Here is a 23,916-nt window from a genome sequence, read left to right on the forward strand (position 1 = left end):
GTTAGAAAGTTCCTTTCTAGTGAGAAAAATAAACCAGTATTGGATACTTTTAATTTTTTAGCTGTATATTAGAATTGATTCACTGCTAAATGTAAACATTAGACTATTTAAAATACTACAATTACAATCTATTTACAGAAATTAAATAATGTGCATCAGATGTAAAAATCAAATACAATCTGGTAGCTTATATAAAAAACAGTTGTAAATAATAAGGTTAATACCATGGAAACACGCATGACTAATACATTAAAAGCGATTTTATTTCTTGCTCTGGGTTACATTGTAACTGGATGTAGTTCACCTACATTACCTACTGCTAAGCTTCATCAGTCAAATACTGTTGATGTAGATTCATACAAATATTTAATAGGTGCTGGCGACGTAGTCAATATTTTTGTTTGGCGCAACCCTGAAGTTTCTGGCACGTTTGTAGTGCGCCCCGATGGTATGATTACTACATCATTGGTGGAAGATATCCCTGTATCTGGAAAAACGCCGACAGAACTTGCACGCTCAATTGAAGAAATATTGGCAACTTATTTGCGTGAACCAGTAGTTACTGTAACGGTAAATAATTTTGTTGGCCCCTTTAGTGAACAAATTCGTATTATTGGTGAAGCAGCTCAACCCCAATCAGTTAACTATATTCAACACATGACTTTATTAGACGTTATGATACGTGTTGGCGGTTTAACAGAGTTCGCTAATGGTAACGGCGCAATATTAGTGCGAATAGAGAACGGTGAACAAAAACAATACGACATATTTATTGAAGACTTAATAAAAAATGGGGAAATATTAGCTAACGTTGATGTATTACCTGGCGATATTATTGTAATACCTGAAACATGGTTTTAAACGCAATAGATTTATTTACCTGTTTTAGAGGTCAGGAATGCAAGAAATTATAGAACAAATTGTAGATTATCTTAAAGGCATCTGGCTTAAGCGCCGCTTTATTATTATTTCAACTTGGCTAATATGCCCATTTGCTTGGGTTTTTATTTCCCAACTCGATAATGTGTATGAGTCTGATGCGCGTATTTACGCCGACACCCAGTCGATTCTTGGTCCATTGTTAAAAGGCCTAACGGTTGAAACCAATCCAGAAGTACAAATTCGTTTAATGATTAAAACGCTATTAAGTCGCCCTAACTTGGAGCGAATTACGCGTATGACAGATCTAGATGTGCAAGCCAATACACCTGCAGCTTATGAAGAATTAATCGAGAATCTAAAAACTACTATTGATATTAAAAAAACTGGTGGTCGAAATGAAAATATTTTTACTATTACATATCAACATAAAGATCCAGAAATGGCGAAAAATGTGGTCAATTCTGCACTAACAGTATTTATTGAAAACACCTTAGGTGAGAATCGCAGCGATTCAAACACTGCACAGAAATTTTTAGGCACTCAGATAAAAGATTATGAAAATCGTTTATTATCTGATGAGGCTAGATTAACTGATTTTAAACAAAAATATAGCGGTGTATTACCTGACCAATATGGTGGTTTTTATCAAAAATTAAATATTGTAAAAGAGCAATTAAAAATTACAGAGTTAAATTTACTAGAACAACAAACTCAATTAAAGTCAGCAAAAGCCCAATTGAGCTCTTCACCTTCTAGTAATGAAAATGCCCAAAACAACATTATGAATTCTAATAGTATTCAAACCACATACGATGACCGTATATCTGAGTTAGAAGCCACCTTAGATTCACTACAATTACGTTACACTGAAATGCACCCGGATGTAAAAGAAGTTAATCGCAGACTTGAGCATTTAAATAACCAACGTAGTAAAGAAATTGATGAATATTTGAATGCTACTAACAGTGGTGATAGCAATAAACTTTCTACTAGCCAAAACCCTGTTATTCAACAATTACAAATTCAAGTAAATCAATTAGAAAATCTAGTTGCTTCGACAAATGTACGGGCTATCGATTACCGTCAGCAAGTTAAAGAACTTGAAAGTAAAATTCATATTTTGCCAGAGATTGAAGCTGAGTTAACCTCATTGAATCGTGGTTATGAAATTACTAAAAGTAAATATGAAGAGTTACTAAATCGTCAGGAAACAGCTCAACTAGCACAACAAGCAGATGAATCAACCAATCCAATTCAATTTAGGGTTATCGATCCACCAAGAGCTTCAACAGAGCCAGTTGGACCAAAGCGTATTCTATTTTTAATTGGCTCAACTATATTTGCTTTTGGTGTAGGTGTTGGTTTGTCACTGTTATTTAGTCAAATTAACCCGGTGGTTACTTCGAGTAGCCAGGTATCAAAACTTACCGGCATTCCTGTTTTTGGCATTGTTTCTGCCACAGATAACCTTGGTTTGCAGCGCTGGCACAAGCGAAAAACCCTGATTTTTATTATTTCTAATAGCGTGTTATTAATTTTACTGACATTTTTTATACTTTATGCCATAGCGCCCAATGCTATATTAGCGCCGTTCCGAGGGATTTTATAATTTATGAGTATCATCGAGAAAGCGCTAGCAAAACAGCAACAAAAACAGACTAAAACCTCAGTTGAGGTTCAACAACATTCTCTGCCAGAAGAAAGTACCGACAATACCGCTGACGTAATTACAAAAGATTTATTGGCACTTGATAAAATAAGCTTAGCAGAGCGTGGTTATTTAATAGATAACGGTACCCGAAAGAGTATTAAAGACGAGTTCCGTCAAATTAAGCGTAAATTACTGAATAACGCTTTTGGTAATGCTTCAAAAACACTTCACCATAGCAATTTAATTATGGTGAGTAGCGCGAAGCCAAATGAGGGCAAAACTTTTGTCGCGATTAACTTAGCCTTAAGTATCGCGCTTGAGCAAGATAAAACGGTACTGCTTATTGATGCCGACGTTCTGCGACCTAGTGTTGCTCGTGAGTTAGGGGTTGGAGAAAATCCAGGCATTATCGACTATTTATTAGGTAAATCTGAACAAGTAAGCGATATAATTTACAACACAGATATTGATAAACTAAAATTAATACCCGCTGGGAAGCCTCATCATTTATCTAACGAATTATTAGCCAGTGAGAAAATGACAACATTGGCCAATGAGTTAGCTAATCGTTATCCCGATCGAATTGTTATTTTTGATTGCCCACCATTGATTGGCGTGACGGAGACAATGGTATTAGCAAGTTTAATGGGGCAAGCAATCATTGTAGTTGAGGAATCAAAGACTTCTATTGCAGATGTTCAGGCCGCAACTCGTCACCTCAACGAAGATTTAGCTTTGGGGCTAGTACTTAATAAAGCAATAAGATCTCATAAGGATTTGTATGGCTATTACGGCTATGGGTATGGCACAAAAAACTAAACTAAGTGCTGTTTATTTTGCATTGCTTTGCTCTACTAATTTCGCTTTTGCTGGCGATTGGCAGTTTCATCCCAGCATTAACATTGATGAAACCTACTCTGACAATGTTGGTTTAACAGCGAGCAATGAACAATCCAGTTTGGTAACTCAAACTGGGCTAAACATTGATGCTACTTATAAAGCACAGCAGGCTGAATTTAATTTTTCGTCGCAAAGTTCTTATGCTTTATATAGCCATGACCATGATCTTGATAATGACTACCATACGGTGTCCAGTGATTTACGGCTGCAGCTTTGGCCAAACGGTATTACACTGTTCGGCGGTCTCAACATATCCAATCAGTCTCGTAATAGCAGTAGAAATGCCTTAGCTGATATTGTATCAGCCGATACAATTCAAGTTGAAACCTATAACGGTGGCATTGAATATAATATAAAAAATAGTGCTTTCGTTTTAAATTCTTCGATTGGTTATCGACAAACTAACTCAGAAGATAACATCGGCAACCGAGAGGGTGTGCTTGTCCAACTCATGAGTACGAATGGTACTGGCGCTCGACATGCATTTTGGGAAATAGAGCATAATTATCAAGAATTAAAAAATAAAGAACAACAAGGTACACAAAGTCAAAGTGAAGTTAAAATAGGCTTAATATCTGACTTTAATCTTAATCCGTTTCTTCGTTACTATGATGAAGACAATAGTGGTGATATTAATAATAGTAGTCGTTCAATAGAGTCAAGTTCTTACGGCTTAGGTCTTCGCTGGCTAATTTCACCGCGACTGCGCTTAGATGTTTCATATAACAAGCCGATTGGCAATAAATTGGATATTGATGGCGATGAGCAAAAAGAATATGTTAACGCTGTGATTCAATGGCAACCTTCACCTCGCACCAAGCTTTCAGCAAACCTTTCTGAGCGTTTTTATGGTAATAGCTATGGATTTGACTTTACCCATAGAAATAGGCGTTTAAAAAACAGTATTAGCTATGTTGAAGATGTTCAGACTTTTACCCGTAATAATTTTGTCGCAAACATTGTTGGCTTTTATTTTTGCCCAAGCAATACCGTTACGTCAATCGATGAGTGTATTCTTAATGATGGTGCAACCATTTTTCCTGATAATCCTAATGAACCAGGCAATCCGGGTTTTCAAATATTTCCGATTCAAGACTTTACTTTAGTTGAAGATAACGTTTTTTCGCTTAATAAAACTTTAAGCTGGAGTTCAGTATTAGAGCTGCCACGAACTACGATTAATTTTACTGCTAATAAGCAAAATCGAGAAAACCTTGACAGCTTTATTGAAGACGAACAGAGTGAAACAAGTTTAAACGTAAAGCGTAAAGTTAGTGGCCGCTCTAGTGTCAGTTTCAATTTATCGTATACTGAAACAAACTTGCAGATTGATACTGAGTTAGAGCGTACCGATAGATACCGTAGTTACAAACTAAGCTACGAAAAATCATTAAATAGTGCATTGTCTTTTGATTTAGCATTGAGTTATTTGAACCGAAGTTCGGAAAACACTCTGTTAAATTACGAAGAAGGTCGCGTAAGCGCCAAAATTACCAAAGGTTTCTAGTAGTATGTATGAAAGTTATTATGGCTTTAAAGAAAGACCGTTTCAATTAAGCCCAGATCCCAGATTTTTTTTCGCCTCTAGCCATCACCAACGCGCTTTGTCGTATCTCCAGTATGGCTTAGATCAAGGTGAAGGTTTTATAGTTGTAACGGGACCAATAGGTACTGGAAAAACCACTATCGCGCGTAATTTATTAAATAACTTAGGCGACAAAAGCATTGTAGCTGCACAGCTTGTTACGACTAAACTTAATCCTCAAGAGTTACTCGAATTAGTTGTTTCAGAATTTAATATCACTGTTGTTGGCAATAGCAAAGCTGATTTACTTCAAGGTATTGAAAAGTTTCTTATTCAATTACATCAACAAGGAAAAAGAGCTTTATTAATTGTTGATGAAGCGCAAAACCTACCTAGTGAAACTGTGGAAGAGTTGCGTATGCTGTCTAATTTCCAGCTTGATAATAAGCCTTTAATTCAGAGTTTTTTACTTGGTCAAGAAGAACTCAAAGGTATTATACAAGCACCTAATATGGAGCAATTTCGCCAACGTATTATCGCTTCAGCACATTTAAAACCGTTGTCAAAAGAAGAAGTAAAAGAGTACATAAATCATAGGTTACATCAGGCCGGTTGTATTAAAGACGATTTATTTTCAAATGCTGCCTTTGACCTCATCCATGAGAAAACGCTGGGAGTTCCGCGAAAGATAAATATATTTGTCGATAGATTACTCTTGTTTGGCTTTTTAGAAGAACTTAAAAGTATCGACTCTGACGCAATTAATGAAGTTGCAGAAGAAATGGAAGTTGAACTTACCGGCTCTTTAAATACGGTAGAGCTTGCTAGTACTGAGCCAAACCAAGTTGTAGTAAATTCGTCAGAAAAAGTTGAAAGCATTAGAGAAATATTACGCGAAGTAGAAGAAATACTGGAAGGTAATATAAAACAGAAAATTAAAATGGCCCGTTATGTTGATAAAATGCTAAAACATAAAAGCCGTGTTTACACAGATACAGACGAGAGTACTGAAAAATAACGGGCTTTATGGTGATAGCCTTCAGGTAATTTCCCGCTAAACAAATGACGGATTCAAGCCCAACCTACAAGTGAAAACTTCACCAGGAATAAACCTAACTTAATCCTATATTGCTTAAATTAAAAACCGCCTTTTGGGCGGTTTTATTTTTTATCGAGCGCACACTTAATGTTTACTCATTAATATTTAATTCATACTTTTCTATTAATGAGTATAAAGTAGGTCTAGTTACCCCTAGCAAATCGGCTGCTTTAGACATATTGCCATCAGATAACGCATAGGCCTTTTGAATGGCGATTGATTCAGCTTGCTCACGCACTACGCGTAAATTTAATGAAAGTTCAAAACTTTTATCTTGATGATCAAAGAAGCCTAAATCTATTGCTGTTACTTGTGTGCCTGTGGTCATAATAACCGAACTTTTCACCTTGTTTTGTAGCTCTCGTATATTACCGGGCCACTTATGCCCTTTAATTGCACTTAATGCGTCCTCAGAGAAGCTTTTAACGTTTCGCTTATACTCAATGGCATAATGTTGCAAAAAGTACTGTGAAAGGATTATAACGTCTTCATCTCGATCTCGTAATGGCGGAATATTTAAGGTGATTTCACTAACACGGTAAAATAAATCTTCACGAAAGGTTTTATCAGCAACCATCTGTTCAAGATTTTGATTGGTTGCGCAGACGACTCTTACATCGACTACAATTTCTTGTCGCCCGCCAAGGCGCTCAATACTTTTTTCCTGCAAGAACCTTAGCAATTTTGCTTGCAAGCTATAAGGCATATCACCAATTTCATCGAGAAATAGTGTTCCACCTTCTGCACATTCAATTTTTCCTTTCGTAGTACGGTGAGCGCCAGTAAAAGCGCCTTTTTCGAATCCAAACAGTTCGCTTTCTAATAAGGTTTCAGGAATAGAAGCACAATTTATCGCAATAAATGGTTTGTTTTTACGATCGCTAGCTAAATGTACGGCATTAGCCGTTACTTCTTTACCTGTGCCACTTTCTCCCAACAGTAAAGCTGTAATTGACGTTGGGGCAATGCGCTTTACCATCATGCGCAGGCGCTCAATACTTTCGCTGTTGCCGATAATGCCAATGTCACTGCCGCCAACAGCACGCATTTTGCGATTTTCTTCTTCAATTTCAGCGACACTAAATGCACGAGCAACTATGACATTAATAACGTCAGTTTCTATAGGTTTTTGGTAAAAGTCGTACGCGCCCGCAGCAATCGCCGCCAAGGCATTGGTTCTGTCGTCATTGCCTGTTATTACTATTACTTTAGTATGTGGCGCAATAGTCAAAATCTCCTGCAATGCAGCTAATCCTTCTGAGGCATTTGCCTCATCTGGTGGAAGACCTAAGTCTAAGGTAACAACTTTAGGTTCATAACGACGAACCGCAGCAACCGCACTTTCACGATCACCAGCGAGTACAACATCGTAATCAGATAAGCTCCATTTTAATTGTTTTTGGATACCTTTATCGTCATCTACGATTAACAACTTTTCCATAATGATTTAACCCTTATAGTAAATCTTGACCGCTGTTTGCGCCTGCTGCTCTTAATGGCAGATCAATAGTAAAAACTGTACCTTGTTTAGGCGTGCTTGTAACTTTAATTATGCCTGCCATGTTTTCAAAGAATTGTTTGGCTTCGAATACACCAATACCCATACCTGCATTGCCTTTGGTAGTGTCAAAAGGTCGAAATAATCGGTTTTTGATAAATTCTTCACTCATGCCACAGCCATTGTCTGAAATAATTAATCTAATGATGCGTTTTTTCTCGATAAGGGATACTTTTATCCAGCCATCACTGGCTGTTGCTTCTTGAGCATTTTGTATTAAATGGTGGATAACCGATTGAAAAGAATCGCTATCGATAAAGGTAATACAGTTGCCTTGCTGTTCAAATTCAACCTGTGGTGCACGTAAATTGCACTGCAAGATCACTTTTTTAATTATTTCGCCCAAGTTTGATTGGCTAAATGAAGACTGTTCGCCTTGTTTTTTTCTAAGTTGAGACAATACTTTTTCTAGTCTTTGAGTGGCTGACTCAACGGTTTCAAACACATCATCAACAAATTCAGGATTGTTACGATGTTTTTCGGCATTTGCGGTAATTAATGCTAATTGTGCTTGGACATTTTTTAAGTCGTGTACCAAAAATGCTGACATACGATTAAAGGCGTCAAACTGCTTTGATTCGCTTAACTTATCTGTCGCTTCATAGAGTGAAACAAAATTACCCAGCTGTTTAGATATAGCAAAGAGTAAATCTCGGTCTTCCCAATTTAGGCGTTTGAGTTCTTTTTCATCTGCAAGCAAAAATAACCCATAAAATGCTTTGCCGATAAATATAGGCACTATAATTTGAATGTTTTTGGTACGACAAAGCGCTATATCTAGTGTTAGTTCTGGATAAAGCAAAGGAGATGCTTCGTACTCATTAACATCTACGATCCAACCTTTTTTTTGACAGAATAGCCCTACTTCTAATAACTGCTCTTCAATCTCTTCGTTGATTTCAAGCCCATTGCTGTATTGAAGCTGATAATGTTGGTTGGAAAACTTTTTAATTATCGCACCACGAGAGGCTTCAACTTTAGACATCATAATTTGTGTTGCCATTTGATAATGGCTTTCACCGCTAGTGGTTTCAATTTTTTCAATTAGGTTTAACCACTCATCACGATATTCGTATTTATTGGCAAAAAAGTTTTTCGCAATAAAAACTTTCACACGACGGCGTAAAGACTCTGTAATAAGTAAAGCAACAAGTACAATGCCACTGAGCATTAAAAATCCAATGCTGACTAAATCGCCCCACTCGCCACCTATGTAATTTATAACGTAACCTGCAAAGGACATTAACAGTAAGTAAGCACCTGCTATCATCAGCATTGAGCTATAGAAAACAACGTTGCGTGAGACAAAAATACGTACTTCGCCATTTTTAATCCGGCGGATACTAACCAATATAAGTGGCGCAACGAATAGCGCTAAGTAACCCCGACTAAACCAAAAGTCAAAATCGATACCATCAACCATAGTTGCTTGTGCATACATGACAAAATCAAAAATTGCGACACTCGCAAGTGCAATAACTAACGGCCAAATAGCCCAGCGCGCTTGTAGATTTGCATTACGGTAAAGTTGCTCAAGCAACACCAACATCCATAAATTAAGTACAATAAAGAGCAGGAATATGTATTCGTAGGCGTAATCTAACCAGTAACTGGCTAACCAACAACCTAGCATCAGCAATGACCAAACACCAACATACTGGCGAACATAGTAATTACTGACCAATGCTTTAAAGTTACGATGTTCAGTATTAAAAAGAATAATTAATAGCGACCAACAGCCAATTTTAAAGCCATCAGCTAACATCGCCCATTGCAGGCTGTAACCTAATTTAATTTGCAGGGCAGCGATTAAATTACTAGTTAAAGTTACTAAGGTACAAAATAATACCGCTCGTGCGACTAAGCTACGATTTCGGGCAGCAATTATAAGTAGTGTAAATAATACATATACTACAACTGCTAAAGAGAAACCTATTAAGCCAATAAAATCCATAATTTATTCTTTTATGCTTCTATCTGGATTAACTTTTGTAAATAATTCAGTGAGAATTGGCACAATAATAAAACTCGCGAGAGCCGAGATACATAAGCCAGAAATAATAACCACACCTAACGGTTGCCATAAGCTACCACCAAAAAGCGTTAATGGCAGTAAGCCACCGATAGTTGTAATTGTTGTTAACAATATTGGGGTAAAGCGTGTGGAGCTGGCGGATAAAATAGCTTGTTTTTTATCTAGTCCCGCCTCTAAATTTCGATTAGTTGTGTCGATCAGAATAATGGCATTATTGACCACAATACCAAACAGACTAATTAAACCAATAAAAGCCATCATAGAAAATGATAGGCCCGTTAAATATAAGCCAAATATTGCGCCAGCCATAGCGAAAGGTATTGAAGTAAAAATGATTAACGGCTGTAAGAATGATTTAAATTGCAGAACTAAAATTGCAAAAATACCAATCGCCGTTATCAGCATTATTTGCGACAGCCCTGCGAACGACTCTTGTCGAGATTCTTCTTCTCCACCTAAAATGTAATACATGCCTGTTGGCAATGAGGTGTTATCAAGGTAATTAACCACCTCACTTGTTATTTTTTGCACAGAATAGCCTTGGCCAGCGTCTGCTGATACCCGTGCCATTCGTAGTTTTTGATAATGGAAAAAGTCTGTCCGCCCTTTCTGCAGCTTTATCTCTACAAACTGCCCTATAGGAATATTTTCGCCTTGTTGATTAACAATCGTTATATCGGATAATCCAGTTAAGCCACTTTTGGGGCGACGCACTAATATAGGATAGTTTTCACCATTAACATCATTAAATTGACCAATAAATGTGCCTGAAAGTGCGGTTTGTATGCTGTTGTCTAACTGATTTATGTCTATTCCTGACAGGGCAGCTTTATCGTAATCTATCGCTAATGCGAGTTCGGTATTAGCAATACCAATAGGATTGTCGAGATTTATCGCCCCAGGTATTGATGCTATTTTGGTTTGTAAATCTGCGGCAACACGCTCAAGGTCAGATAACGACTCGCTGATCAATCTAACGGTAATAGGTTGGTCAGTCACTGGTCCTTGAGTAAATTCTTTAACGGTAATTTTTGCTTGATGCCAAGCTGAGAACTCGTCTCGTAACGCGGCAACTAACGCATTAACTTCTTTTTCGTCGTATGCTTTCAATACCAACAGCAGCTGACCATAACTTGACACACCACGTTTAGGTATTTCGTTGTAATAAATACGGGGATTAGAGTTACCAACATTGAGCGCTATTTTATCAACATAGGACTGAGCTTCAATAAAGTCTGTCATCGAGTGCATGACCTTATTGGTATAATCTAATGAAGAATTAGCCGGTGTTTCAACGTCAATTAACAACATTGATTTCTCAGCTTTAGGGAATAAACTTACGCCTACCTGCCCAAAGAGAGATGCCATTACAAACAAGGCGATAAAGGCGAGTACTAACATGACAAGTTTTGCACTCATTAAACGGCCAAGCCATCGAACATAATAACGCTCAGCAAATATATTGGCATAGTGTTGCAGCGCTTTAACTTTACTCGGCTTTTGGCTGAAAAATTTACTGGCAAGCAATGGCGTGAGTGTTAGTGCTATTAACAAAGATGCCAACAGTACTAGCACAACAGTTACAGGCATAGAGCGCACAAAATCACCTGTATCGCTAGCTAACATAAGCATAGGTAAAAATGCCAACATGGTGGTTACTGTACCACTAGTAATGGCCCAACCGACTTTACTGGTGCCAGATGCCGAGGCCTCTGCTAAAGTGACTGAATTTTTCTTTTCTCGATGAATGCTCTCTGTTACCACAATGGCATTATCAACTAATAAACCTAACGCAATAATTAACCCAACAATAGACATTTGCTGTAAGCCAAAGCCAGCAAAGTCTAGCCAACCAATGGCAATTAAAAAAGATAACGGGATGGCAATAATAACGACAATAGCTTCGCGTAAGCCTAGAAATATTAGCGACATTAATCCCACAAGTACTAAGCCTTGCCATAAGTTATCAAAAAAGCCGTTTACTCGATTTTCAACACCGTCAGATTGTTTAAAAAGGGTGGCAATTTTAATATTGTCAGGCAGCGTCTGTTTAAAAGCTAGAATTTCAGCATCAATCGCTTGGGTAAGGCCAAATATATTGGTATTCATTCTTTGTTCGACCGTTAAAAATATAACCGCCTTACCATCGTAGTAAGCTAGGTAGCTAGGCTCTCTGTTAGAAAAAGCGACATGTGCAACATCTTTTAAACGAATTACAGCACTTTCATTGGAGAAAACTACGGTATTGTTAAGTTCGTCAATGTGTTGAAAGTTACCACTTGTTTTAACATTAAATCGACGGGTATTAGCGTCAACAAATCCTGGTGTGATGTTAATCGCTCGTTTTTGTAGCAAGCTATTAATGGTTTGAATGCTAATACCATAGTGTTCTAGCATCGCAAGGTTTAAATCTACGGCTACAACTTGCGTTGGATAACCCCAAATATCAGCTTTTTTTACGGCTTCAATAGCTTCTAAACGTTTTTCAAGCTGCTTGGCATGAAACTCCATATTTTTATAGTCAGTTGTTTCACTCCAAAGTGCTAACTGAATAATAGCCACACTAGTCGGTGTCGCTTTTAAAACTAATACATCTTGAACGCCTTCAGGCAATGTAGGTTTTACGGTTGATACGGCTTGTTTAACTTCGTTGTAAGCGGCATTGGGATCACTACCATATAAGAATGTGACTTCGATGCGAGCCCCACCATTTTTAATTTGCGATTCAACTTTTTTAATCCCTTCAATATCTGCAAATTCTTCTTCGAGTGGATCAACGACTAATGTTTCAATATCGGTAGGTGACGCACCTGGATAAATAATTTCAAGTAAGGTAATGGGAATATCAAATTGAGGGTCTTCAGAACGAGGCATTTGAAAATATGAAACAATGCCAACAAGCACTAAGAGAACAACAATAGTAAACGTAAACTGAGCATTTTTTATTGCAATGCGAGGGAGATGCATAATGACTAATTCCCACCCACTGAGTAATTTTGCCAACCTTTAGTGATTATGTTTAAAGGTTCGTCATTACGATTAGCCTTTAAGTAAATATAATCGTTGTCTAACTGAAATACTTCGAAACTGTGTTGTGTAAAATCTGAATTATCAAATGATTGCGCAATTACAATGGCCTTGCCATCATCATCAACAGCAACCAATGCTGCTATTGGAAGACGATAAACAAATTTGTCACTGTCAAATGCAATGTTAACACCTGCCAATTGACCCGCTATCATACCTGCAGTTATTTTACTTTTCGGTAGCGATACCTCAATTGTAAATAAGTTACTATCTGCACTAGCAATGGCGGGAATTTTGCTAATAATGCCTTCAACAATACCTATATGACTTAAAGACACTCTAACCTTTTGATCTAAGCGGACTTGACTTACTTCTTGCCCTGTTAATGCAACTTTAATGATCCAGTCAAGCTTTGCGACTTTGAGTACTTGCTGTCCAGGACTTTGTAATTCGCCAAGCTCAGTATCACGGGCTAGAACAACCCCTGAAAAAGGTGCATATATTTGAGCTTTTTGTAAATTGTAATACGAAACTTGGTAGGCTGCACGTGTGGTTTCTACTTGTGTTATTGCGGTATCCATCTGGCGCTCTGACGCAAGTTTACTTTCCATTAATTGACTTATACGCTCCACTTCACGCTTTGCTTGTGTCAATTGTGCGAAATTGGAATTTTTTTGCTCTTTTAATTCAGTTATATCAAGTGATGCGAGCAATTGTCCTTTATTAAACAGCTCGCCCTCTTCGACACTCAGTAATGTTAAGTAGCCACTACTTTTAAAAGCAAGACTCAAGGTGCGCTTAAAATCTAGTTTCCCAGTGCGCTGTATAGTCTCACTGTAAAGTTCAGCGCTAATAAGTTCTGTATCGTATGACTGACCCTGAGATGGTGCAGTCAATAAGATAAGTAATAAGGTAAATATAATCGAGAATAGTTTCATAGCCAAGCGCTTACTTATAGGGTGTTGAGATAAAAGATATTATAGCCTTTACTTTAGGCATCTTCATGACGAAAGTACATCTTTTTCCCTAATTACACTGACAATAAATTAATATAACTCGCAGGTGGTTAGCCTGAATGAACAGCTTAAACTTATTGTTAAACAAAGGAATTAAGACACATTTACAGATAATTATATAAAATTTATAACCTACTGCTCTTCTCAGTAATAAATCCTGTAATTTTGTAGACATAAACATTGATAATCTATAGTATTTGCCGCGCTTAAACCTTTTCAATATATGTATAGTTCTGCTAGAAAGCGCGATACTTTATGGATGGAACATTGCTTAGTAAAATCTAAGTTATATTCTTATATTAATTAAGTTTGCACTTATATAAATTACCGTTGTTTGTTAATGACAGTTAATTAACGCTACAATTTGTATTAAAATCAATAACCACCCGTAGCTCAGCTGGATAGAGTACACGCCTCCGAAGCGTGCGGTCACAGGTTCAATTCCTGTCGGGTGGGCCACCTTTTCTTTAATAAGCTTACATTAAAATTTTGATCTTTAATCGCAATTATTATCAGTTTTCATACTCTTTAAAGTTTAAACTCATCAAAAATAACCTGCTATAAATACAACAAACTTCAACGGGGCCACTAGCTAAAGCTGTTATAAATAGCTAATATCCTATTCAATTAGAAACTTAGGGAATATGTTAATGAAAGCACAAGTAAAATGGATCGGCGAAGAAATGTTTTTGGGTACGTCTGAAAGTGGCCACACGATTGTACTAGATGCAAACGCTGGTGCCTTGGCTCCAAGTCCATTAGAAAGTGTATTAATATCTTTAGGTGGCTGTTCTTCAGTTGATGTGGTTAGCATACTAGAAAAAGCTCGCCAAAATATTAAAGGCTGTAATGTAGAGATTGAAGCTAAACGCGTTGATTCTGTGCCAAAATTATTTTCAGATATACACTTACATTTTGTTATAGAAGGCACTGATATTAGTGCTAAACATGTTGAACGAGCTGTGAGTTTATCTGCTGATAAATATTGCTCTGTGGCTTTAATGCTTAATAAGTCTGTAAAAATTAGTCATGACTTTGAGATTATAGAAATATAACTATTTTGTTGTCATTCAGGCGACTGGGTGTAACTTTCTGTTTGTCCTTACCGGGCTTTAAACGTTTTGTATTGTGATGCTGAAACTAATCCTGCTTTTGTATTGAGCAGGTAATATCAAAATAACGACATTTGCATACAGGCCTGAATTAATCGACTTTTTATAAGTAAAGCTTGCCCGTAAAACTTTTTAAATCTCTACTCAGTTTTCCCATGGTTTCCTGCTAGTAAAAAAATTCACAAGAAGAAAGGCAGGAAGAGTAAAGGTTAAATCAATAAATAACCTTGTTCTGCAGCTATAGATCACTCATCCAATCAAGTTGCTTGTTTGCTTCATTTTTTCTGAGCATTAAATCTTTAATCATGGGTGTCAGTAGTAACTCCATCGCAAGACCCATCTTTCCGCCAGGAACAACCAGAGTATTTATTCGAGACATAAATGAACCATCGATCATACTTAAATAATAGGGAAAATCTAGTTGACTAGATTCGCGACAACGAATCACAACAAAACTCTCATCTAAAGTAGGTATCGCTTTAGCGCTGAAAGGATTTGAGGTATCAACGGTGGGAACGCGCTGAAAATTGATATGCGTACGTGAAAACTGGGGCGTTATAAAGGATATATAATCTTCCATACTCCGCACAATGCTTTGTGTTACAGCCTCTCGGCTATGACCACGTTTATCAGTATCGCGTATTATTTTTTGTATCCACTCTAGGTTTACAATCGGCACCATACCAATAAGTAGATCAACATGCTTAGCAACATCGTTCTTTTCGGTAACAACGCCACCATGCAGTCCTTCATAGAACAATAGGTCAGTACCGTCACCCAATTCCTCCCAAGGCGTGAAAGTGCCCGGCATTTGGTTATAAGGCACAGCTTCATCGAACGTGTGCAAGTAACGGCGCATTTTGCCTTTACCTGTTGCAGAATAATCTTTAAATAACTTCTCTAAGGCATCGAAATCATTTGCCGCATCACCAAAGTAACTTATTTTAAGTTGCTGTTCTTTAGCTTTTCGCTTTTCCATATCCATTTCTTGTCGCGAATAGCGATGGAAACTGTCGCCCTCAACCGTTGCTGATGTTACACCCAATGAACGAAATATATGCTCGAACGATTCTGTTGTCGTAGAAGTGCCTGCTCCCGAAGAGCCAGTAACTGCAATAATAGGATTACGTGACGACATGATAGTTAAGCCTTATTTTAGATGGACAATTGTTATACGAGGTATTACCAGAAGGGTCAAGCTTTTCGCTAATCTTCTTATTTCACAAATCGTAATTTTAGAGCAAAAAAAAGCGGAGCCTAAGCTCCGCTTTCAATATATTCAGAATAAATTTAGTACAAGTACTAAATTATGCTTCTGCGTTAACTTCTTCAACTACTTCAGCGGCTTCTTCAACTGCTGGGCGGTCTACAAGTTCAACGTAAGCCATAGGCGCTTTATCACCAGTACGGAAACCACATTTTAAAATGCGAGTGTATCCACCTGGACGTTCTTGGTAACGAGCACCAAGTTCGTTGAATAAAATACCTACTACTTCTTTATCTTGTGTACGAGCAAACGCTAAACGGCGATTTGCAACACTGTCGGTCTTAGCCAATGTAATCAATGGCTCTACGACCATACGTAGTTCTTTAGCTTTAGCTACAGTCGTTTTAATCAAACCGTGCTTCACTAAAGAGCTTGCCATATTGCGGAACATCGCTTTACGATGACTGCTATTACGGTTTAACTGGCGACCGCTTTTACGATGGCGCATAAGTTAATCCTTCTCTCAACTATTAAAAAAACGATGATCGACTTAGTCGTTATCAGCTATGCTTTCAGGTGGCCAGTTTTCTAGGCGCATACCTAGAGACAAACCACGAGACGCCAAAACGTCTTTGATTTCAGTTAAAGACTTCTTACCTAAATTAGGTGTTTTAAGAAGCTCAACTTCAGCACGCTGTACTAAATCGCCAATATATTGAATTGCTTCTGCTTTTAGGCAATTTGCTGAACGAACAGTAAGTTCAAGGTCATCAACAGGACGAAGCAAAATAGGATCAAACAGTGGTTTTTCCTCTTTTGGTTCAACTTCAGTCACATCACGAAGCTCTACAAACGCATCTAGCTGTTCGGCTAAAATTGTTGAAGCGCGACGAATTGCTTCTTCAGGATCTAACGTTCCGTTAGTTTCCATGTCTAAGACCAGTTTGTCCAAATCTGTACGCTGTTCAACACGTGCAGAATCAACATCATAGGCAATTCTTACAACTGGACTGAATGAAGCATCAACTAACAAACGTCCAATTGCACGATCTTCTTCCTCGGCATCACGTCGAGCTGAAGCAGGAACATAACCACGTCCCATTTCAACCTTTATACGCATACTGATAGAGCCATCACCTGTCAAATGACAGATTACATGATCTGGATTTGCAATTTCTACATCACCATCATGTTGGATATCGGCAGCCGTTACAGGGCCTTCACCGGACTTAGTTAAAGTAAGAACGGCTTCATTTTTGCCTTCTAAACTTATAGCTAATCCTTTAAGGTTTAACAGTATTTCGATGATGTCTTCTTGCACACCTTCTTTACTGCTGTACTCATGAAGTACACCGTCAATTTCCACTTCAGTTACAGCACAACCTGGCATTGAAGATAAAAGAATGCGGCGTAACGCATTACCTAAAGTGTGACCAAAACCACGCTCTAATGGCTCTAAAGTTACTTTAGCGCGAGTAGCACTAATAGTTTCGATACCAACCAATCGTGGTCTAAGGAATTCGGTTACAGAACCCTGCATTATGTCCTCTCTTAAAGTGCAACTTTACTTAGAGTAAAGTTCAACAATCAACTGTTCATTAATTTCGGCAGACAAGTCAGAACGATCAGGAACACGTTTGAAAACGCCTTCAAGTTTCTTGTTATCAACTTCAACCCAAACTGGCTTCTCACGTTGCTCAGCTAATTCTAAAGCAGCGATAATACGCGCTTGAGTTTTAGACTTTTCACGTACAGAAACTGCATCTTCGGCTTTAACAGTGAAAGATGGAATATTAACAACAACACCGTTTACTACGATAGCTTTATGGCTAACTAGTTGACGAGCTTCAGCACGAGTGCTTGCATAGCCCATACGGTATACTACGTTATCAAGACGTTTCTCTAAAAGTTGCAACAAGTTTTCACCTGTATTGCCTTTTAGACGAGCCGCTTCTTTATAGTAGTTGCGGAATTGTTTTTCTAGTACGCCATATATACGACGAACTTTTTGTTTTTCACGAAGTTGAATACCGTAGTCTGATAAACGACCGCGACGGGCGCCATGTTGACCTGGTATTGTTTCGATTTTACATTTAGTGTCAATTGCTCTAACACCGCTTTTAAGGAACAAATCTGTACCTTCGCGGCGACTAAGCTTTAACTTAGGACCTAAATATCTAGCCATTTTCTTTCTCCAACTATCCTAAAAAAAGTACGATTAAACGCGACGTTTCTTAGGAGGACGACAACCATTATGAGGAATTGGTGTAACGTCAGTAATGTTGGTGATTTTAAAACCAGCAGCATTTAAAGCACGGATAGCAGATTCACGACCTGGACCCGGACCTTTAACGAACACTTCAATATTCTTCAAGCCAAACTCTTGTGCAGCTTTACCAGCACGATCTGCAGCTACTTGCGCAGCAAATGGAGTAGATTTACGTGAACCACGGAAACCTGAACCACCAGCAGTCGCCCATGATAAGGCGTTACCTTGACGATCTGTAAGAGTTACGATTGTGTTGTTGAAAGATGCATGGATATGAGCCATGCCGTCAGCAACTTGTTTTTTTACGCGTTTACGCGTACGTACAGGTGTTTTAGCCATTGTTTAGTTCCTCTTACTTCTTAATTGGCTTACGAGGACCTTTACGGGTGCGCGCATTAGTTTTAGTGCGTTGACCACGTAATGGAAGACTGCGACGGTGGCGTATGCCACGGTAACAACCTAAGTCCATAAGACGTTTAATGTTCATTGAAACTTCACGGCGTAAATCACCTTCTACGGTGTATTTATCCACTTCTGCACGAAGCAAATCAATTTGAGCTTCGTCCAATTCACTGATCTTAGTTGACTCTGCAATACCAGTTGCAACACAAATTGCTTTCGCACGTGTTGCTCCGATACCGAAGATCGCAGTAATGGCGATTACTGCATGCTTACGATCAGGGATGTTAATGCCAGCGATACGGGCCACTAAACACATCTCCTATTTTTAAATTAAAATTTACCGGTTGAAAAGCCCGTTAGGATACTCAACCAGCCGCATTTCTTTGCAAATCGAAGCGGCATTATACAGACTTATCTGTATAATGCTACTGCTTAAAGATTTAGCCTTGACGTTGCTTATGCTTTGGCTCTTCGCAAATTACACGAACAACACCAGCACGTTTAACAACTTTACAGTTACGACAAATCTTTTTTACGGATGCACGTACTTTCATTTTATATACTCCGTTACCTAATGACTCAGTCTAACGACCATAGCCCTTAAGGTTTGCTTTCTTAAGTACATTGTCATATTGATGAGACATCAAATGGGTCTGTACTTGTGCCATAAAGTCCATTATCACAACTACAATAATAAGTAGTGATGTGCCGCCAAAGTAAAAATTGACGTCCCATGCCATGATAATAAACTGAGGTACCAAACAGATAAAGGTAATATACATCGCACCAGCTAAGGTTAAGCGAGTCATAACTTTATCTATATATTTTGACGTTTGTTCACCAGGACGGATCCCAGGAATAAACGCACCGGATTTTTTCAGGTTATCTGCTGTTTCACGCGGATTGAAAACAAGAGCCGTGTAAAAGAAACAGAAAAATATTATCGCTGCTGCAAGTAACATTACATATAGCGGCTGTCCTGGAGAAATAGCAATTGATACTTCTTGTAGGAAATCAGCAACCATACCTTCACCTTGACCAAACCAGCTCGCAAGCGTGCCTGGAAACAAGATAATACTTGAGGCGAAAATTGGTGGAATAACACCTGCCATATTGACTTTTAGCGGTAAATGCGTGCTTTGGGCAGCGAAAACCTTACGGCCTTGCTGACGTTTAGCATAGTTAACAACAATACGTCGTTGACCACGTTCCACAAATACTACAAAGAAAGTCGTAGCAAATATAATTACGCCAATTAGCAATAATACCAATAAGTGCAATTCACCTTGACGCGCCGCCTCTGCTGTTTGACCAACAGCTGACGGCATACCAGCAACTATACCTGCGAATATCAAGATAGATATACCGTTACCAATACCACGTTCAGTAATTTGTTCACCTAACCACATTAAAAACATGGTACCAGTAACCAAACTAACTACCGCAGCAAAGTAGAATCCGAAACCTGCGTCCATTACTAGACCTGGCATCATCCCCGGTAAACTTCTTGCTATTGCAATTGATTGTACAGTCGCTAGAACTAAAGTGCCGTAGCGGGTGTATTGACTGATCTTACGTCGTCCAGCTTCACCTTCTTTTTTCAACTCTGCCATTGCCGGGTGCATAACCGTAAGCAATTGCATAATGATTGAAGCTGAGATGTACGGCATAATACCAAGTGCCAATACAGAGGCTCGCTCAAGTGCACCACCAGAGAACATGTTAAACATCTCTACAATGGTGCCCTTTTGTTGTTCGAACAACTGAGCTAATACAGCGGCGTCAATACCAGGGATTGGCACAAATGTTCCCAAACGAAGCACAATAAGTGCACCGAATACAAACCACAATCTTTGTTTAAGCTCAGACAATCCGCCCTTTGCTTTATTATCAATTCCTGGTGTAGCCATAACCTGTACTATTCCTCGATTTTTCCGCCAGCAGCTTCAATAGCTGCACGTGCGCCTTTAGTAACACCTAAACCACGTACGGTAATTGGACGAGTGATATCACCAGAAAGCATGATTTTCACGGCCACAATATTACGTGTGATTAAGTTAGCATCTTTAAGGGCAAAGATATCGACAACATCACCTGTGATGTTGTTTAGTTCATGTAAACGTACTTCAGCGCGAACTAAAGATTTACGTGACGTGAAACCAAACTTAGGTAAACGTTGTTTCAATGGCATTTGACCACCTTCGAAACCAGGACGTACACTACCGCCAGAACGAGATTTCTGACCTTTGTGACCACGACCGCCTGTTTTACCTATGCCAGAACCAATACCACGCCCACAGCGTTTCTTGGCTTTCTTAGCACCTGGTGCAGGAGATAAAGTATTTAAATGCATTATTAATCCTCCACCTTAATCATATAAGATACTTGATTAATCATACCGCGTACAGATGGAGTATCTTCTAACTCTACTGTATGACGAATACGACGTAAACCAAGACCTTTTAATGTAGCTCTATGCTTCGGTAAACGACCGATAGAACTTTTTAACTGAGTTATTCTAACTGTTTTAGCCATGCTCAATTACCCCAGAATATCTGAAACGCTTTTGCCACGCTTTGCTGCAACAGCTTCAGGCGAATGCATATTCGCAAGAGCAGAAACAGTAGCGCGAACTACGTTTATTGGGTTAGTAGAACCGTATGCTTTTGACAATACGTTCTGTACGCCTGCAACTTCAAGTACTGCACGCATAGCGCCACCGGCGATTATGCCTGTACCTTCAGAAGCTGGTTGCATGTAAACTTTTGAACCAGAGTGCTTGCCAATAATGACATGCTGAAGAGTAGTACCCTTCAAATCAACGGTTACTAAGTTACGACGTGCTTTTTCCATTGCTTTTTGGATTGCAGCAGGCACTTCACGTGCTTTACCGTAACCAAAACCAACGCGACCAGCGCCATCACCAACTACGGTTAGTGCTGTGAAACTGAATATACGACCACCTTTAACCACTTTTGAAACGCGGTTAACTGCGATTAGCTTTTCAGCCATATCACTTTGTTGTGAGTTTTCTTGATTATGATTAGCCATTATCAACCCCTAAAACTGAAGACCAGCTTCGCGAGCTGCATCTGCTAACGCTTTCACGCGACCATGGTAACGGAAACCTGAACGGTCAAAAGCAACACTAGTGATGCCTTTAGCCACTGCACGTTCTGCAATAGCCTTACCTACAGCCGTAGCTGCTTCAACGTTACCTGTTTTTTCTAACTGAGCACTAACTTCTTTGTCTAAAGTAGACGCTGCTGCGATTACTTCAGAACCTGTTGGAGCGATCAATTGCGCGTAAATATGACGAGGAGTACGGAATACAACTAAACGATTCGCACCCAACTCGCTAATTTTTGCACGAGAGCGTTTAGCTCTGCGCAAACGAGATGTTTTCTTATCCATAGTATTACCCTACTTCTTCTTAGCTTCTTTACGACGTACATTCTCATCGCTATAACGAATTCCTTTACCTTTATAAGGCTCAGGTTTACGGTATGCGCGAATGTTCGCTGCAGTTTGACCGACCAACTGTTTATCAGCACCTTTCAGTATGATTTCAGTTTGGCTAGGAGTTTCAACGGTAATTCCTTCAGGAATTGCGTGGTCAACCGGATGCGAAAAGCCTAAAGATAAGTTTAAGTTCTTACCTGCAGCTTTAGCACGGTAACCAACACCGTTTAACAATAATTTCTTCTCAAAACCTTTACTTACACCTTCAACCATATTATTGATTAAAGAGCGTACTGTACCGGCTTGAGCCCAAGCGCCTTTAACATCAGCAACGATATTAGTGATAATGTTGTTCTCTTCTTGAGAAACAACAACAGCACCATGGATCGTGTGAGATAATTCACCCATTGGACCTTTAACTTTAATGTCTTGACCTGATAACGTAATAGTAACGCCTGCAGGTATTGCGACATGTGCTTTTGCGACACGAGACATATTCTGCTCCTTTACTCTACGAAACCAAGAACTTCACCGCCAAGACCCGCATTGCGAGCGGCGCGATCAGTCATTAGACCTTTAGAAGTAGAAATAATTGCGATACCCATTCCTGCTAATACTTTAGGAAGCTCTTGAGCTCCTTTGTATACGCGAAGACCTGGACGTGAAACACGTTTGATCACTTCAATTACTTCTTTACCTTCAAAATATTTCAATTCAACAGTTAACTCAGGCTTTGCATCACCTGAAACTGAAAACTCTGAAATGTAACCTTCTTCTTTAAGCAAGTTGGCAAGTGCAACTTTTACCTTTGAAGATGGCATTTTTACTGCAGTCTTAGCTGCAGATTGACCGTTGCGGATGCGTGTAAACATGTCCGCGATAGGATCAGTCATCATAACCATTTACTCCCGTGAATTACCAACTAGCTTTCTTAAGACCTGGAACTTCACCGCGCATCATAGTTTCACGTAATTTAATACGGCTTAAACCGAATTTACGTAAGAAACCATGCGGACGGCCAGTAATGTTACAACGGTTACGTTGACGACTACTGCTCGAATCACGAGGTAAACTTTGAAGTTTCAATACTGCATCCCAGCGTTCTTCTTCAGAAGAATCAACACCAGAGATGATAGCTTTTAGTGCACTACGCTTTTCAGCATATTGTGCAACTAACTTGGTTCTTTTAGCTTCACGAGCTTTCATTGACGTTTTAGCCATAACTCTACACCTTCTTCTTAAATGGGAAGTTAAAGGCAGCCAATAATGCATGGCCTTCTTCGTTGTCCTTCGCACTTGTAGTGATAGTGATATCCATTCCGCGAATTTTATCGATTTTATCGTACTCGATTTCAGGGAAAATGATTTGCTCACGTACGCCCATGCTGTAGTTACCACGACCATCGAATGACTTAGGATTCAAGCCACGGAAATCACGGATACGAGGAATAGAAATAGAGATTAAACGCTCTAAAAATTCCCACATACGTTCGCCACGTAGAGTTACCTTCGTGCCAATAGGGTAGCCTTCACGAATTTTAAAGCCCGCAACTGATTTGCGTGCTACTGTCGTGACAGGTTTTTGACCTGAGATTGCAGTAAGATCATTTGTGGCGTGCTCTAGTACTTTTTTATCAGCAATAGCTTCACCAACACCCATGTTAAGGGTGATCTTTTCAATCCGAGGGACTTGCATGACACTTTTGTACTCAAACTTCTTCTGAAGTTCGGCTACAATTGTATCTTTGTAAAAATCATGCAGTTTCGCCAT

Annotated in this window: 26 protein-coding genes and 1 tRNA gene; 7 read left to right on the forward strand and 20 right to left on the reverse strand. The window is 38.9% G+C overall.

The window, feature by feature from the left end:
* The first annotated feature begins 237 nt into the window (after nt 1–237).
* Genes H4J38_RS09930 through H4J38_RS09950 form a run of 5 tightly spaced genes read left to right on the forward strand, consistent with a single transcriptional unit; the run spans nt 238 to nt 5,976 of the window.
* Nucleotides 238–861, forward strand: coding sequence for an XrtA/PEP-CTERM system exopolysaccharide export protein (locus H4J38_RS09930; protein WP_220465504.1), 624 nt, complete (start codon nt 238–240; stop codon nt 859–861).
* 37 nt (nt 862–898) lie between these two features.
* A complete protein-coding gene (locus H4J38_RS09935) occupies nt 899–2,491 on the forward strand; it encodes an XrtA system polysaccharide chain length determinant (protein WP_182131639.1) in 1,593 nt (530 codons plus the stop codon).
* A 3-nt stretch (nt 2,492–2,494) separates the two neighbouring features.
* Nucleotides 2,495–3,352 carry an XrtA-associated tyrosine autokinase gene (locus H4J38_RS09940; RefSeq protein ID WP_182131640.1) on the forward strand — a complete coding sequence of 286 codons (858 nt, stop codon included), beginning with the start codon at nt 2,495–2,497 and terminating at the stop codon, nt 3,350–3,352.
* Entirely contained in the window at nt 3,315–4,940 is a 1,626-nt protein-coding gene (locus H4J38_RS09945) for a TIGR03016 family PEP-CTERM system-associated outer membrane protein (RefSeq protein ID WP_182131641.1), read from the forward strand. The genes H4J38_RS09940 and H4J38_RS09945 overlap by 38 nt, the downstream gene beginning before the upstream one ends.
* A 4-nt stretch (nt 4,941–4,944) precedes the next feature.
* Complete coding sequence (locus tag H4J38_RS09950) at nt 4,945–5,976, forward strand: XrtA/PEP-CTERM system-associated ATPase (RefSeq protein WP_182131642.1); 1,032 nt, start codon at nt 4,945–4,947, stop codon at nt 5,974–5,976.
* Between the two features lie 172 nt (nt 5,977–6,148).
* Here H4J38_RS09950 and prsR read toward each other — a convergent pair whose 3' ends face one another.
* The 4 genes from prsR to H4J38_RS09970 are packed head-to-tail and all read right to left on the reverse strand — an operon-like array spanning nt 6,149 to nt 13,615.
* A complete protein-coding gene (prsR, locus tag H4J38_RS09955; protein WP_182131643.1) occupies nt 6,149–7,498 on the reverse strand; it encodes a PEP-CTERM-box response regulator transcription factor in 1,350 nt (449 codons plus the stop codon).
* 13 nt (nt 7,499–7,511) lie between these two features.
* Nucleotides 7,512–9,569 (reverse strand): XrtA/PEP-CTERM system histidine kinase PrsK, encoded by a 2,058-nt coding sequence (gene prsK, locus H4J38_RS09960; RefSeq protein WP_182131644.1) that lies wholly within the window; start codon nt 9,567–9,569, stop codon nt 7,512–7,514.
* 3 nt (nt 9,570–9,572) lie between these two features.
* Nucleotides 9,573–12,617, reverse strand: coding sequence for an efflux RND transporter permease subunit (locus H4J38_RS09965; protein ID WP_182131645.1), 3,045 nt, complete (start codon nt 12,615–12,617; stop codon nt 9,573–9,575).
* A gap of 5 nt (nt 12,618–12,622) precedes the next feature.
* Nucleotides 12,623–13,615: an efflux RND transporter periplasmic adaptor subunit gene (locus H4J38_RS09970; RefSeq protein ID WP_182131646.1), complete on the reverse strand. Its 993-nt coding sequence runs from the start codon at nt 13,613–13,615 to the stop codon at nt 12,623–12,625.
* Nucleotides 13,616–14,075: 460 nt separating this feature from the next.
* Here H4J38_RS09970 and H4J38_RS09975 point away from each other — a divergent pair.
* Both H4J38_RS09975 and H4J38_RS09980 read left to right on the forward strand, forming a co-directional pair.
* A tRNA-Arg gene (locus H4J38_RS09975) sits at nt 14,076–14,152 on the forward strand.
* A 191-nt stretch (nt 14,153–14,343) separates the two neighbouring features.
* The gene (locus tag H4J38_RS09980; protein ID WP_182131647.1) at nt 14,344–14,748 is read left to right on the forward strand and encodes an OsmC family protein; all 405 of its coding nucleotides are present in this window, start codon (nt 14,344–14,346) and stop codon (nt 14,746–14,748) included.
* A 295-nt stretch (nt 14,749–15,043) separates the two neighbouring features.
* Here the strand turns inward: H4J38_RS09980 and H4J38_RS09985 are convergent, their stop codons facing one another.
* From H4J38_RS09985 to rplE, 16 genes are all read right to left on the reverse strand, one after another.
* Nucleotides 15,044–15,943: a phosphoribulokinase gene (locus tag H4J38_RS09985; RefSeq protein ID WP_182131648.1), complete on the reverse strand. Its 900-nt coding sequence runs from the start codon at nt 15,941–15,943 to the stop codon at nt 15,044–15,046.
* Nucleotides 15,944–16,112: 169 nt separating this feature from the next.
* Nucleotides 16,113–16,520 carry a 50S ribosomal protein L17 gene (gene rplQ / locus H4J38_RS09990; RefSeq protein ID WP_081151062.1) on the reverse strand — a complete coding sequence of 136 codons (408 nt, stop codon included), beginning with the start codon at nt 16,518–16,520 and terminating at the stop codon, nt 16,113–16,115.
* A gap of 42 nt (nt 16,521–16,562) precedes the next feature.
* A complete protein-coding gene (locus H4J38_RS09995; RefSeq protein WP_182131649.1) occupies nt 16,563–17,552 on the reverse strand; it encodes a DNA-directed RNA polymerase subunit alpha in 990 nt (329 codons plus the stop codon).
* 24 nt (nt 17,553–17,576) lie between these two features.
* Nucleotides 17,577–18,197, reverse strand: coding sequence for a 30S ribosomal protein S4 (rpsD, locus tag H4J38_RS10000; RefSeq protein ID WP_081179731.1), 621 nt, complete (start codon nt 18,195–18,197; stop codon nt 17,577–17,579).
* Nucleotides 18,198–18,230: 33 nt separating this feature from the next.
* Nucleotides 18,231–18,620, reverse strand: coding sequence for a 30S ribosomal protein S11 (gene rpsK / locus H4J38_RS10005; protein ID WP_076420861.1), 390 nt, complete (start codon nt 18,618–18,620; stop codon nt 18,231–18,233).
* Between the two features lie 13 nt (nt 18,621–18,633).
* Nucleotides 18,634–18,990: a 30S ribosomal protein S13 gene (rpsM, locus tag H4J38_RS10010; protein WP_081151060.1), complete on the reverse strand. Its 357-nt coding sequence runs from the start codon at nt 18,988–18,990 to the stop codon at nt 18,634–18,636.
* A 133-nt stretch (nt 18,991–19,123) separates the two neighbouring features.
* Nucleotides 19,124–19,237: a 50S ribosomal protein L36 gene (gene rpmJ / locus H4J38_RS10015; RefSeq protein WP_077287462.1), complete on the reverse strand. Its 114-nt coding sequence runs from the start codon at nt 19,235–19,237 to the stop codon at nt 19,124–19,126.
* Between the two features lie 30 nt (nt 19,238–19,267).
* The gene (secY, locus tag H4J38_RS10020) at nt 19,268–20,593 is read right to left on the reverse strand and encodes a preprotein translocase subunit SecY (protein ID WP_081179730.1); all 1,326 of its coding nucleotides are present in this window, start codon (nt 20,591–20,593) and stop codon (nt 19,268–19,270) included.
* 8 nt (nt 20,594–20,601) lie between these two features.
* Complete coding sequence (gene rplO, locus H4J38_RS10025; RefSeq protein ID WP_182131650.1) at nt 20,602–21,036, reverse strand: 50S ribosomal protein L15; 435 nt, start codon at nt 21,034–21,036, stop codon at nt 20,602–20,604.
* A gap of 2 nt (nt 21,037–21,038) precedes the next feature.
* Nucleotides 21,039–21,218, reverse strand: coding sequence for a 50S ribosomal protein L30 (gene rpmD, locus H4J38_RS10030; RefSeq protein WP_077287469.1), 180 nt, complete (start codon nt 21,216–21,218; stop codon nt 21,039–21,041).
* A 6-nt stretch (nt 21,219–21,224) separates the two neighbouring features.
* A complete protein-coding gene (gene rpsE / locus H4J38_RS10035) occupies nt 21,225–21,734 on the reverse strand; it encodes a 30S ribosomal protein S5 (protein ID WP_146877772.1) in 510 nt (169 codons plus the stop codon).
* A 9-nt stretch (nt 21,735–21,743) separates the two neighbouring features.
* Nucleotides 21,744–22,097, reverse strand: coding sequence for a 50S ribosomal protein L18 (rplR, locus tag H4J38_RS10040; RefSeq protein ID WP_081151055.1), 354 nt, complete (start codon nt 22,095–22,097; stop codon nt 21,744–21,746).
* Nucleotides 22,098–22,106: 9 nt separating this feature from the next.
* Nucleotides 22,107–22,640, reverse strand: coding sequence for a 50S ribosomal protein L6 (gene rplF / locus H4J38_RS10045; protein WP_182131651.1), 534 nt, complete (start codon nt 22,638–22,640; stop codon nt 22,107–22,109).
* Between the two features lie 11 nt (nt 22,641–22,651).
* Nucleotides 22,652–23,041, reverse strand: a complete 390-nt coding sequence (gene rpsH, locus H4J38_RS10050) for a 30S ribosomal protein S8 (RefSeq protein WP_126667316.1) — start codon at nt 23,039–23,041, stop codon at nt 22,652–22,654.
* 19 nt (nt 23,042–23,060) lie between these two features.
* Nucleotides 23,061–23,366 (reverse strand): 30S ribosomal protein S14, encoded by a 306-nt coding sequence (gene rpsN / locus H4J38_RS10055; protein ID WP_081151052.1) that lies wholly within the window; start codon nt 23,364–23,366, stop codon nt 23,061–23,063.
* A gap of 4 nt (nt 23,367–23,370) precedes the next feature.
* A complete protein-coding gene (gene rplE, locus H4J38_RS10060) occupies nt 23,371–23,916 on the reverse strand; it encodes a 50S ribosomal protein L5 (protein ID WP_182131652.1) in 546 nt (181 codons plus the stop codon).

This window comes from Colwellia sp. BRX10-3 (genome assembly GCF_014077505.1).
In the GTDB taxonomy this organism is placed as follows: Bacteria; Pseudomonadota; Gammaproteobacteria; order Enterobacterales; family Alteromonadaceae; genus Cognaticolwellia.